A 13,461-nucleotide genomic window follows, 5' to 3' on the forward strand; every position below is an offset into this window, starting at 1 on the left:
CCTCCTTATTTTCGTTTCTCTTTCCATTTTGTCCATATTTCAATAAGTGTTTGTCCCCATTGAATTGCCTGCGCAATTTTTTTTTCGTTTGTTGTTAACGTTTTAGAAATTGAGTCGCTAAATGTTTGAACGGTGACACCTACTTGTTTTACCGCATCGAATACGCTTTGTAAGCTTTCTGCTTTTTTATGCACGTCATCTGCGAGAGCATTCGTCTTATGTAGTAATTGTGCCGTTTCTTTCCCGATTTCATGCATTTGTTTTTCAACTTCTTCCACAGTTTTCGCGACATGTTGTAACGTCGTCTGAAGTGTTTTTAATGTTTGGACGACATAAATGACTAAAGTAAGAAAAGCGATCGCAATGAGTGCAATGCTACTATACAAAATGATGTCCATTGTAAAAAACTCCTTTCTGTCTACCCTGTGATCTATTCGACAAAAAGAGAAAAAATCCTGCAAAAAACTCCAAATTTTTTGTGGATCGGTTACAATATACATGTACATACGATGGAATGGAGGAATACAAAATGAAAGATCCGCGCATTGAAAAGTTGGCGAAAAACTTAATTCATTACTCGCTCCGTCTGCAAAAAGGAGAAAAAGTATTAATCGAAAACTTCGGTTTGCAACGGGAGCTCGTCATTGCACTTGTGCGTGAAGCGTATGCTGTAGGAGCGTATCCGTTTGTTTCATTAAAAGATCATCAAGTTGATCGTGCACTTCTACTTGGTGCGCAAGAAGAGCAGTTTAGCATGATGGCTGAATTTGAAGCAAATGTCATGAAAGAAATGGATGCTTACATCGGATTACGTGCTGGGGATAACATTAACGAGTTTGCGGATGTGCCAGCTGACAAAATGAAAATTCACGGAAAAACGATTATGCAAAAAGTGCATCGGGACATTCGTGTACCGAAAACGAAATGGGTCGTGCTCCGCTATCCGAATCCGTCTATGGCGCAGCTCGCGAAAATGAGCACAGAGGCGTTTGAAGATTTTTATTTTAACGTATGTAACTTAGACTACGGTAAAATGGATAAAGCTATGGATGCGCTTGTTGAGCTGATGGATAAAACGGATCAAGTGCGCATTACAGGGCCAGGCACAGATTTAACGTTCTCCATTAAAGATATTCCTGCAGTAAAATGTTCAGGGCAAATGAATATTCCAGACGGAGAAGTGTATACGGCTCCTGTTCGCGACTCGGTCAATGGTACTATTTCGTTTAATACGCCTTCACCTTATCAAGGATTTACGTTTGAAAATGTCAAATTAACATTTAAAGATGGAAAAATTGTTGAAGCAACAGCAAACGATACAGAACGGATTAATCAAATTTTTGATACAGACGAAGGTGCGCGTTACATCGGTGAATTTGCGATCGGAGTCAACCCGTACATTCAACATCCGATGCAAGACATTTTATTTGATGAAAAAATCGACGGTAGCTTCCATTTCACACCGGGTCAATGTTACGATGAAGCGTACAATGGCAACCATTCGAACATCCATTGGGATATGGTTATGATCCAACGTCCAGAATATGGTGGCGGTGAAATATATTTTGATGGTGTACTTATTCGTAAAGATGGACGTTTTGTCCTTCCAGAGTTACAACCATTAAACCCAGAAAACTTAAAATAAAAGAAAAAAGCAACTATGAACTGCTCATAGTTGCTTTTTCTTCTGCCAAACAATTTCAAGTTGATCACCTGGGGCAAGCGTCTCGTAAAATGTTGTTGGTTTTCCGTTTTTTAGTAATGTAAATGTTGTTGACGCTCCTTGAGGAATATCAACTTGGACGTATTGAAATATATCTTGAAAAATAAACGGCTCGATTTTTCGCTCGCTAAATTGAAGCTCATCTCCATGTTGAACGAGATCGTCCTCATGAAGCTGTTCACCGTTACGATAAAACGCGCCAATTTGTTTTGTTAATGTTAATGTTTCACCGTTAAATATAATTGGAAGCGAGTAATGAAGTTTCAGCTGTCTTGCTTCAGCTATTTGGGCAACTGTTCGTTCATTTTGTTGATGAATGACGATGTGATCGCCGTCTTCAAACGGTGCGTAGCGTGGGCATTCCATTCCGTTTCGATATATCGTTGCGCACCATTCAGAAAATTTTATTTTTTTTCCATTTAACGTGATCGTAAATGGCTCAAGCTGTTGAAGAAGATCGTCATTTTTTGTTGCTTGCAAAAGTTGTTCCATCGTTTCTGGCATATGGACAAAAATGTCGTCACGATCACATAAAACAGCATCGAGGGAAGCGGGTTCTCCATTTCTCAACACAAGCGGTTCAATCGTATATTGTTGCCCATTGATCGTCACTTGTTTTGTCGGCAATGATTCAAGCAAATCACGAAGTTGAACGGTTGCTTGCTTCCCATCTTTCCCTTTTTCAACAACGATACGGTCACTGTTTTTAATAGGTGTATCGAATGTTGCCGTCTCACCATTTTTCATAATCATTGGCGGCTCTCCATGTGTTCCTGGAATAGTAATTGTATTTCCGTTTAACGTAACGACGCAAGCTAATCCGGGTTTGCCGTATAGTTTATGTAATTGAATCCCTGCAGCTAATAGTGCATCACCGATCGTTAGTTGCTTCATATCAAACAAACGAATCGATTGTCCGTTTACCTCTACCGTTACGTATTGAATCGGTGTTTGCTTTGCAGCAATTGCAATGCCAATAGGGGTGACGAGCTCTGGACGATGTTTCATTTCTTCACGATCGATGTGCAACTTTTGAATGGCATCAATGCCACGAATAGCGACGCGATTTTCAGGAAGATGGAGCTTTTGAGCGAGCCGCTTTGGCAGTTCTGGCGTCAAGCTTCCCCCTCCAACAAGCATCACTGCTTTCGGCGATTGATGATTATTTAATCGTAAAATTTCTTTGCTGATCGCATCAGCAAGTCGATCAATCGCCTCAGAAATAGTTGCAATCATTTGTTCGCGAGGCACTTCTGTTTCAAAACCGAGAATGTCTGTAATTGTTACCGTTTCTTTTGTATGTAAGTCACGTTTCGCCTGTTCAGCAAGTGGGAAATCGAGTAAATATGCATCAGAAATCGCTTCTGTAATTTCATCCCCCGCCATCGGTACCATCCCGTAAGCAATAACTGTCCCGCCATCTGTAATTGCGATATCAGACGTCCCTGCACCAATATCTACAAGCGCAACATTTAATCGCCGCATCGTCGGAGGGATGAGTACATTGAGTGCAGCGATCGGTTCGAGTGTTAGCGCCTCCATTTCTAAGTGGGCGCGTTGCAGTGCTGCAAGAAGCGACTCGACGACAAGTTTCGGTAAAAATGTGGCGATGACTTCAACGCTCGCTTCATCTCCTTGTTGATCAATTAAGCTACCGATTTCTTCGCCATCAATTTCATAGCGCGTCACTGAATAACCGACGCAGTAATAATGATGACTTTTTTCATTCGATGATTTTTCCGCTAACGTCATTTGTGCTTGTTGAACGGCGGCGAGTTCTAAATACATCACATCTTCATGAGTTAAAAGCGGCTTACCTTTGATTGAAATCGTCGTTTTTCCTTTTTCTGTTTTTAATGAACGACCTGCTGCTGCGACGCATACACGTGTAAGAGGCCCATGACGTTCCTCTAACGTTTTTTTTATATCGACAATGACTTTTGAAACAGCAAGTACGTCATGAATTTGCCCGTCAAGCATTGCCCGTTCTTCATGTTCTTTGATGACAATGTCTTCAACTTGATATTGTCCGTCTGTTTCCTTTAAAATAATGCCAACTACTGAACGAGTGCCAATATCTAATGCAAAAATCAAGCTTCCCACCTTCTTTTTTTGAAAATTAAAAAATTCTTTATTGCTTAAACGCGTTTTATAAATAAAGGGGTGACAACTTTATCCACTTCGTTTATAATAATCTCTAATTATATAGAAATGTACCACATTTTTTAGCTTATATAAAGAAAGGATGAGATGAATGAGTAACGAACGATTAGATGAGCTGAGAGCAAAGGTTGATGAGTTAAACTTACAGTTGTTAAAGTTAATTAATGAACGTGGACGTCTTGTTCAAGAAATTGGGAAAATTAAAGATGCGCAAGGGACGTATTTTTATGATCCTGTTCGTGAAAGAAAAATGTTGGATTTAATTTTAGAACATAACGATGGCCCGTTTGATACGGCGACGTTAAAACATATTTTTAAAGAAATTTTTAAAGCAGGCCTTGATTTACAAGAAGACGATCATAAAAAAGCATTGCTCGTATCAAGAAAGAAAAAGCCGGAAAATACAATTGTCGATGTGAAAGGGGAAAAAATCGGCGATGGCAATCAATATTTTGTCATGGGACCATGCGCCGTTGAAAGCTATGAACAAGTGGCGGAAGTCGCACAAGCAATCAAGCGTCACGGTTTAAAATTGTTGCGAGGGGGAGCGTATAAACCGCGCACATCACCATACGACTTCCAAGGTCTTGGAGTAGAAGGATTAAAAATTTTAAAACGTGTAGCAGATGAATTCGATTTAGCGGTTATTAGTGAAATTGTGACGCCTGCAGATATTGAAACAGCGCTCGATTATATTGACGTCATTCAAATCGGGGCGCGCAATATGCAAAACTTTGAGTTGCTGAAAGCGGCTGGGCAAGTGAACAAACCGGTGTTGCTAAAGCGCGGGTTAGCTGCAACGATTGAAGAGTTTATTCATGCCGCAGAATACATTATGTCGCAAGGAAATGGACAAATCATTTTATGTGAACGTGGCATTCGCACATATGAAAAAGCAACGCGCAACACGCTTGACATTTCTGCTGTGCCGATTTTGAAAAAGGAAACGCATTTACCTGTCTTTGTTGATGTGACACATTCGACAGGGCGTCGAGATTTACTTTTACCTTGTGCGAAAGCAGCGCTTGCGATTGGAGCGGATGGTGTCATGGCTGAAGTGCATCCTGATCCTGCTGTGGCGTTATCTGATTCCGCACAACAGATGGATATTGACCAATTCAATGAGTTTATGGAAGAATTAAAATCATTTCAAAAACAATTTGTAAAAGCATAACGAGAAGAAGCTGGTGATTTGTTCGCCAGCTTTTCTTTTTCTTATGAATTTATTTGTGAAAACGTTGCACTTAGGTAATCATTTATCGTATGATATTTTTACATAAAATTGCGATGTACGACAGTTTTCGATATACAGAGCGCTGAAAAGGAGTGTGTATGTGATGAATGTAACAATTTATGATGTAGCAAGAGAAGCAAACGTGTCGATGGCGACCGTTTCACGTGTAGTAAACGGGAACCCAAACGTAAAGCCTTCTACACGCAAAAAAGTATTAGAAGTCATTGAGCGACTCGGATATCGTCCAAATGCGGTGGCGCGCGGATTGGCAAGTAAAAAGACGACGACGGTCGGAGTCATTATTCCAGATATATCAAGCATTTTCTTTGCGGAAATGGCTCGCGGCATCGAAGATATTGCAACAATGTATAAGTATAACATTATTTTAAGCAATTCAGATCAAAATAAAGAAAAAGAGCTGCATTTATTAAATACAATGCTTGCGAAACAAGTCGATGGCATTTTATTTATGGGTGGCGATGTCACGGAAGAGCATGTCGAGCAGTTTAAAAAGTCAGATGTACCGATTGTATTAGCTGCAACGATTGAAAAAAACAATATTATTCCGTCCGTCAATATTGACTATGAGCAAGCTGCATATGATGCAGTACATATGTTAATCGAAAAAGGACATAAACGGATTGCTTATGTGACAGGACCGTTAAATGATCCAATTAACGGACTGAAAAAATTAGCTGGTTATCGCCGCGCTTTAGAAGAAGCGAATATTGCTTATGATGATGAACTTGTTGTTGAAGGCGACTACACGTATGATTCAGGAATGGAAGCGTATGAAAAACTAGCCGAACTTGCCCAGCGACCAACAGCGGTTTTTGTTGGGACAGATGAAATGGCGCTCGGTGTCATTCATGGAGCACAAGACCGCGGTGTGCGCATTCCAGATGAATTAGAAGTAGTCGGTTTTGATAACACTCGTTTAGCGACAATGGTTCGCCCGAAGCTGACGACAGTCGTACAGCCAATGTACGATATCGGTGCGGTGGCGATGCGTTTATTAACAAAATATATGAACAAAGAACATGTGGACAATCACATTGTTGTATTACCACATCGAATTGAATATCGCGATTCGACAAAATCATAAAGAGGCAGAAGCCTCTTTATGATTTTTTTTTATAAATTTAATCGTTGCTTATTGCTTCGAATTGGTTGAAGTGCTTTCATGACAGTTTGGGCATTTTTTTCTGTAATTTCTGCCTTTCTCGGAATGGGTGGATATAAGTCGTCCGGGTCATCCCACTCGAGCGGTAAAGAAACAGGGGAGTGTTGTTGCCAGCGAGCAATCCATTCTTTCGGTAAAGGCCCAGAAATATCGGATTGTTCTGTCATTTCAAGCCATAATAGCGCCCATGCACGCGGAACAACGCGCCAAATGTCGTATCCTCCGCCACCGACTGCAATCCAACGACCGTTGCAATATTGATGAGCAATTTGATGTGCGAGTTTTGGAATTTCACGATAAATGCGCATCGTCGCACATAAATGAGTTAACGGATCGTAATAGTGAGCATCCACACCGTTTTGGGTTAAAATGACGTCAGGCCGAAAGAAGTCGGCGATTTCCATGAGTGCGTCCTTATATGCTGCTAGCCAAGACTCATCTTCTGTAAATGCGTCGACAGGAATGTTAAATGAGTAGCCATATCCTTTCCCTTGTCCACGTTCATTCACATTTCCTGTACCAGGGAATAAGTAACGTCCTGTTTCGTGAATGGAAAATGTGCAAACATTTGGGTCGTCATAAAACGTCCATTGTACCCCATCACCATGATGGGCATCTGTGTCGACGTATAAGACGCGGACACCGTATTTTTCTTGCATATATTTAATGGCGACAGAACTGTCATTATAAATGCAAAATCCGGATGCTTTGCCGCGGAATCCATGATGAAGCCCTCCGCCTAAACTGAGCGCATGCTCAGCTTTTCCAGAAAGCACGTAATCAACGGCTGTTAATGTTCCCCCAACAAGAAGGGCGCTCGCTTCATGCATGTTTGGAAAAATAGGTGTATCTTCCGTTCCTAAGCCATAATTGATTGCAATTTCTTCTGAAAGTAGTCCTTTCCCCGCTTTTTTTACTGCTTCAATATAATCCATATCGTGAACAAGAGCTAGTTCTTCATCTGTGGCAAGACGCGGTGCTACAATTTGTGAATCGTGGAGCGCACCAACCGTTTGTAATAAGTCATACGTTAGTTTGACGCGCAATTGGTTGAACGGATGGCGATCATGGAATTTATACGTTTGAAACGCATCGGAATAAATGAATACGCTATTTTTGCTCATGATGAAACCCCCGGCAAGTTTGGCCACAATACGTCGTATCCTTGCGCTTTTAAATCTTCAATAATCGCCATCGGGTTCATTGTTTGAATACGAAACACGAGCACTTTATACTTTTCATCTTGATCAGGATATACGAGAACACTTGAAATATTAATGTTTCTTTTTTGAAACATGGAAGTGACTTCACTTAACATCCCCGTTCGGTTCGGCACTTTAATTTCAATTTGCGAACCGGGCTGATGAGCCCCTGTTAATTGTACGAGCGTATATAACAAATCGCTCTCTGTAATAATGCCGACAAGTTTATTTTCTTTGACGATTGGCATGCAGCTGATGCGATGTTCGTAAAATAAAGCCGCCACTTCTTCGACAAAATCAAGCGGGTGACCTGTAATGACGTTTGTTTTCATAATGGTGCTTAACGGCTTTTGTAAATCTTCTAGATGCTCATTGGCATGGAAAATCGATGGACTTGCATCGCGTAAATCACGATCGGTGACGATTCCAATGACATGATATTCATCATCAACAATTGGTAAGTGACGAATGTTTTTTTGCTTCACAATGCTTAGCGCATCGGCAATTGTATTTGACGGCTTTAATGCGATGACATCCGTTTTCATCATTTGTTCGACAATCATTTCCCCATCCCCTTTGTTTTAATACATAAAGCGGTTCATAAAGCGAAGTTGATCAAACTTTTGAATTGATTGTTGATCGACGCGCTTCCCAATACGCGCCATTAAGCAGTTAGCCGGATGTGAACAAATTTCAGGGTCGTCCGTTGCATACCAGACAAGTCCGCCCGCGTTCATCATTTTCTCCATTACTTTTCGATATTCCCATACGTTCAAACCAGTTCGTTTTAAATCCCAATGCCAATAGTATTCGGTCGTAATAATGATGTAATCTTCCATCGCATCGTCCATCATAGCCACTTTCAATAAATTTTTCCCGACACCACACCCTCGAAAGTCTGGAATGACTTCGATTGCCCCGAGCTCAATTAAATTTTCCATCTTCCCTTGTGACCATCTTTCAAGGGGGTCAGGATATAAAAAGGTGACGTAGCCAACGATCGTGTGACCGTGGCGGGCAATAATAATTCGCCCTTCAGGAAGGCCTGCAATTTCAATGAGCGCTTGATGTTGTTGGTGCGGTTGCCGAAACGCTGTTAAATCATGATGAAATTCATAGCTAGCCAACTTTTCTGGGGAAATCGGCCCTTCAATAATTAACGTTCCTTTCGGTGTTTTTAATTGTTTTGCGTTATATGTTTTTTTATGCTCCATTGCCCCACCGCCTACTGAAATAATCTCACTTCAATTATACATAAAAAAATAAAAATTAAATCGTTTTCATAATAAACATTAATGAAAATTTTTTAAAAATTGAGAAATTGTTTATAGTATAATATAATACGAATGTAAACACTTTCAAACAAGGGGGAGTTTGGGATGATTAAGGTGGAAACGCTACCAGTCATTCAAGGGGATTTCAACTTGAAAAACTACGAAGAAACGTATAAAACGTTTGACTGGTCTGAAGCAGAAAAGCATTTTTCGTGGTATGAAACAGGAAAAGTAAACATGGCGTACGAAGCGATTGACCGTCATGTAGAAACGTTCCGAAAAAACAAAGTGGCTCTTTATTATCGTGACGCGACAAGAGAAGAAAAGTACACATTTAAAGAAATGAAGGAGTTTTCAAACAAAGTAGCCAACGTGTTAAAAGAAGTGGCCGATGTAGAAAAAGGTGATCGCGTCTTCATTTTTATGCCTCGTTCGCCTGAACTGTACTTTTCTGTGCTTGGAGCGATTAAGCTTGGCGCAATCGTCGGACCTCTTTTTGAAGCGTTTATGGAAGGGGCAGTACGTGACCGTTTAGAAGATAGCGAGGCGAAAGTCATTATTACGACACCTGAGCTTTTACCACGTGTACCTGTCAATGAGCTACCAGCATTAAAGTACGTATTTTTAGTTGGAGATGACATTAAAGAAGAAGGACCGTTTTTTGACTTGAAAAAACGGATGAACGCAGCAAGCAAACATTTTCAGATTGAATGGGTCGGACGCGAGGATGGACTCATTTTACATTATACATCTGGTTCAACAGGAAAACCAAAAGGCGTACTGCATGTGCATAACGCGATGATTCAACATTATCAAACGGCAAAATGGGTATTAGATTTAAAAGAAGATGATGTGTATTGGTGCACGGCTGATCCAGGCTGGGTGACAGGAACATCGTACGGCATTTTCGGTCCATGGCTTTGTGGGGCTTCAAACGTCATTGTAGGTGGCCGCTTTAATCCTGAAGCGTGGTATAAAACGATCGAAGATTATGGCGTGACGGTATGGTATAGTGCACCGACAGCTTTCCGCATGTTGATGGGGGCTGGCGATGAATTAGTGAAAAAGTTTAATTTAAGCTCACTTCGCCATATTTTAAGCGTTGGGGAACCTTTAAACCCAGAAGTCGTCCGTTGGGGAATGAAAGTGTTCAATCGCCGTATTCATGATACATGGTGGATGACAGAAACAGGGGCACAACTCATTTGTAACTATCCGTGTATGGAAATTAAACCGGGATCGATGGGGAAACCAATTCCGGGAGTAAAAGCTGCAATCGTTGACGATCAAGGAAATGAGTTACCGCCATATCGCATGGGCAATTTGGCGATTAAAAAAGGTTGGCCTTCGATGATGCGCGCGATTTGGAACAATCCACAAAAATATGAGTCGTACTTCTTACCGGGTGATTGGTATGTATCTGGCGATTCGGCATATATGGATGAAGATGGATATTTCTGGTTCCAAGGACGAATTGATGATGTCATCATGACAGCGGGAGAACGTGTTGGTCCGTTCGAGGTGGAAAGCAAACTCGTTGAACATCCTGCAGTTGCAGAGGCAGGTGTCATCGGAAAGCCAGATCCGGTGCGCGGTGAAATTATTAAAGCGTTTGTTGCTCTTCGCGAAGGGTACGAGCCATCAGAAGAATTAAAAGAAGATATTCGTAACTTTGTGAAAAAAGGTTTAGCTGCGCATGCCGCACCACGTGAAATCGAGTTTCGTGATAAGTTACCAAAAACGAGAAGTGGAAAAATTATGCGCCGCGTTTTGAAAGCTTGGGAACTAAACTTACCGACAGGCGATTTATCAACAATGGAAGACTAAAAAATCGGGCATGGCCCGATTTTTTAGTTTGTTGATGGCTGTTCTTCTGCTGGTTGCTCATTTGTTGGTTGCTCAGGTTGTATAGCAGGCAACATGCGAATGATATTAGATGGATTCGATTCCAATCCAGCAATATCAACAGCCGTCACGTAATATATTCCTTGTTTTAACGGTATGTTTTTTTGTTCGCCTTTACGTATTGTTGCGATAACTTGAAACGTAGCTGTTTCGGATGCCGCATAATATACTCGATAACCAATGACGTCTTGTTCATGATGTTCGTTCCAAACGAGTGCCGTTCCTTTTTGTTGCGCAGCTAGTGGATCCGGTTTTTTCCCGTTTTCTTGAAGCGTTTTTGCCACAAATACATGTTTCCATTTATCGTTTTGCGGGAGTAATTTGCTCAAATCTTTTATATGCTGAATGCCCCACTGTTCAAGTAACGAAGCGTCAATCATTACGCCTTCTTTTGTAAATTCTTTCGGTGTTGTCGGTAAAGAGGCATATCGCTCTCCATTTAATTCAACGAAAGCTCCGCTAATCAAATACGTATCTTCTGTTTTCGGCACAAATGCCGTATTGAATAAATCGCTTTCGATCAGTCCGAATCGTTTACATGTTTCTGATGGGAGCAATCCAGAAATTGCACAATATGAGCGTTGAACAATTCCTCCAGGCATATGGAATCGTTCTTTCGGAGCGATTAGTTCTGGGCGAATATCGTACGCCCCATTCATCAGTTGCGCCCATAGCAATAAGTTTCTTTGGGAATATGATAGCCCTTTATAGCTTTTCTCAAGCGGTTTTGGTGTATCGTATCCCATCCAAGTGCCGAACGTGACATTCGGATTTGTCGCGACAAACCAAGCGTCCTTTGTGTTTTGACTCGTCCCTGTTTTTCCCGCCCAATCTGCTGAAAATTTTAACTTGCCATTTAAAAAAGAAGCTGTACCTGAGCGAATGACGTCGCGCATCATATCGATTGTTAAATACGCTGTTTGAGGTGAAAACACTTCGATTGGTTTTGGCTCGTGTTCATATACAACGTTCCCATTTTTATCAACAATTTTTTCAATTAAATACGCGTCGATGAATTTCCCACCATTTGCAAACGTTGCGTATGCATTGACGTTTTCTTCAATCGTTACCCCTTTTGTTAGCCCACCGAGCGCAAGAGATAAATTATATCCGTCTCCCGTCGTTAAGCTTGTGAAGCCCATTTTTTCTAAATATGAAATGGGTCGTTGATCGATGATGCGAGCATACGTGCGAATGGCAGGAATGTTATACGATTTTTTTAGCGCGTGACGAACAGATGTTAAGCCGTGTGTTTTACCATCCGCATTTTTGGGGCGATATGGACCTTGTTGCGTTGGAATTTCTAAATCAATATCTGGAATGACAGATCCCGGTTGAATAATGCCCATTTCCATCGCTGGTGCATAAACGAGAAGCGGCTTCATCGTTGAACCGTTCGAACGGTATGCTTGAGTTGCGTGATTCAGTTGTTCCCGTTTATAATCTCGTCCACCGACAAAGCTAATGATGCGTCCGGTTTTGTTTTCGATCAAAATCGCCCCGACTTCTACCGGCTGACGGACGGAAATGATTTGTTCCGTTTTTTCGTCTCTTTTTCGAACAACTGTATCGCTTCCGAAGTACGGATATTTTTCAACAATCGCTTTCATTCGTTCATATATGTCTTTATCGATCGTTGTGTAAATCGTATAGCCGTTTTGACGTAATTGCTTTTCTGCTTTTTCCGCATATTCTTTATATAACTGGTCGTTTGAGCGCACATCTTGCCGATCGTATCCATCTTTTTTTGCTAGTAAATCAATAAAAATATCTTTCGCACGACGTTCGATTTCAAACGTCAGCCATGGATATTTTTCCACTGGGGATGGCAAGGAAGAAACAAAATCTTTCGTAACGTCGTATGCTAGTGCGTCTTTATATTGCTCTTCTGAAATGTATCCAGCTTTTTTCATGCGCGTTAATACCGTTTTCATCCGATTTAGCGCGGGAGATAAATCGCTTTTTAACTCGCCTTCGCTAGTGAACGGTGTATAGCGAAACGGACTTTGTGGTAGCCCTGCTAAAAAAGCCGCTTGCGGTAATGTTAATTGTTTTGCATCGATGCCGAAAACACCCTTTGCGGCGGCTTGGACGCCGGCAATATTTCGCCCAGATGCGTTTCTCCCGAAAGGTACAACGTTAATGTACGCTTCTAAAATTTCATCTTTAGAAAAAAACTTCTCAAGCCGTAAAGCGAGCAACACTTCTTTTGCTTTTCGCTCAAATGACACTTCACTTGTTAAAATTTGATTTTTTACAAGCTGCTGTGTTAATGTACTCCCTCCGCTACGCGTCGAGGAGTTTGTCGCTTCTTGGAAGATGGCACGTATAATGGCTTTTGGTACAACCCCTTTATGTTCATAAAAATGTTCATCTTCTGTAGCGATGACCGCTTGAATGAAGTAAGGGGAAACTTGTGAAAGTTTGACTTCATCGCGTTCTAAATCTGAACGGAAATAGCCAAGATATTCACGATTGGCAAAATAAATATGGGTTGTTTCTTCATAGTTATAAATATCTTTTTTCATTTCTTTGTAAGGAATCGGCTTAGCATCTTTCACAAGCGAGGCGAAATATCCCGCACCGACACCGAAGGCAAAACTGAACGCGCATAAACATGCGATCAATATAATTAAACATACATTCCAAATGACTTCGTATGTAATCGTGAAATGGCGCCATAGTTTTTGCCATGAAAATCGGACTTGTTTTTCTGACATAGTGACCTCCCATCCGAATTGTATTTTCATCATTATATCATAATTTGTCTTTCCGTA

General features: G+C 41.1%; 10 protein-coding genes. 4 read left to right on the forward strand and 6 right to left on the reverse strand.

Annotation, left to right across the window (positions count from 1 at the left end; translation table 11 throughout):
* Positions 1-5: 5 nt before the first annotated feature.
* The gene (locus JV16_RS06065) at positions 6-398 is read right to left on the reverse strand and encodes a DUF948 domain-containing protein (protein WP_021095603.1); all 393 of its coding nucleotides are present in this window, start codon (positions 396-398) and stop codon (positions 6-8) included.
* 131 nt (positions 399-529) lie between these two features.
* Between JV16_RS06065 and JV16_RS06070 the strand changes: the two genes are divergently transcribed.
* Complete coding sequence (locus tag JV16_RS06070; protein ID WP_021095604.1) at positions 530-1,645, forward strand: aminopeptidase; 1,116 nt, start codon at positions 530-532, stop codon at positions 1,643-1,645.
* Between the two features lie 24 nt (positions 1,646-1,669).
* Here JV16_RS06070 and JV16_RS06075 read toward each other — a convergent pair whose 3' ends face one another.
* Positions 1,670-3,826, reverse strand: coding sequence for a cell division protein FtsA (locus JV16_RS06075; protein ID WP_042534727.1), 2,157 nt, complete (start codon positions 3,824-3,826; stop codon positions 1,670-1,672).
* A 151-nt stretch (positions 3,827-3,977) separates the two neighbouring features.
* On the opposite strand from JV16_RS06075, the gene JV16_RS06080 reads away from it, so the two are divergent.
* Together JV16_RS06080 and ccpA are read left to right on the forward strand one after the other, a co-directional pair.
* Entirely contained in the window at positions 3,978-5,060 is a 1,083-nt protein-coding gene (locus JV16_RS06080) for a bifunctional 3-deoxy-7-phosphoheptulonate synthase/chorismate mutase (RefSeq protein WP_021095606.1), read from the forward strand.
* Between the two features lie 163 nt (positions 5,061-5,223).
* Positions 5,224-6,225: a catabolite control protein A gene (gene ccpA, locus JV16_RS06085; RefSeq protein ID WP_021095607.1), complete on the forward strand. Its 1,002-nt coding sequence runs from the start codon at positions 5,224-5,226 to the stop codon at positions 6,223-6,225.
* Positions 6,226-6,254: 29 nt separating this feature from the next.
* On the opposite strand, the gene JV16_RS06090 is transcribed toward ccpA, so the two are convergent.
* Genes JV16_RS06090 through JV16_RS06100 form a run of 3 tightly spaced genes read right to left on the reverse strand, consistent with a single transcriptional unit; the run spans position 6,255 to position 8,719 of the window.
* Complete coding sequence (locus tag JV16_RS06090; protein WP_021095608.1) at positions 6,255-7,427, reverse strand: acetoin utilization protein AcuC; 1,173 nt, start codon at positions 7,425-7,427, stop codon at positions 6,255-6,257.
* On the reverse strand, positions 7,424-8,068 hold the full coding sequence (locus JV16_RS06095; protein ID WP_021095609.1) for an acetoin utilization AcuB family protein: 645 nt from the start codon (positions 8,066-8,068) through the stop codon (positions 7,424-7,426). The genes JV16_RS06090 and JV16_RS06095 overlap by 4 nt, the downstream gene beginning before the upstream one ends.
* Positions 8,069-8,086: 18 nt before the next feature.
* Positions 8,087-8,719 (reverse strand): GNAT family N-acetyltransferase, encoded by a 633-nt coding sequence (locus tag JV16_RS06100; RefSeq protein WP_003398366.1) that lies wholly within the window; start codon positions 8,717-8,719, stop codon positions 8,087-8,089.
* A 168-nt stretch (positions 8,720-8,887) separates the two neighbouring features.
* Between JV16_RS06100 and acsA the strand changes: the two genes are divergently transcribed.
* Positions 8,888-10,606 carry an acetate--CoA ligase gene (acsA, locus tag JV16_RS06105; RefSeq protein WP_035063448.1) on the forward strand — a complete coding sequence of 573 codons (1,719 nt, stop codon included), beginning with the start codon at positions 8,888-8,890 and terminating at the stop codon, positions 10,604-10,606.
* 23 nt (positions 10,607-10,629) lie between these two features.
* Here the strand turns inward: acsA and JV16_RS06110 are convergent, their stop codons facing one another.
* Positions 10,630-13,404, reverse strand: a complete 2,775-nt coding sequence (locus JV16_RS06110) for a transglycosylase domain-containing protein (protein WP_042534729.1) — start codon at positions 13,402-13,404, stop codon at positions 10,630-10,632.
* Positions 13,405-13,461: the final 57 nt, after the last annotated feature.

Source organism: Anoxybacillus ayderensis, from assembly GCF_000833605.1.
In the GTDB taxonomy this organism is placed as follows: Bacteria; Bacillota; Bacilli; order Bacillales; family Anoxybacillaceae; genus Anoxybacillus; species Anoxybacillus ayderensis.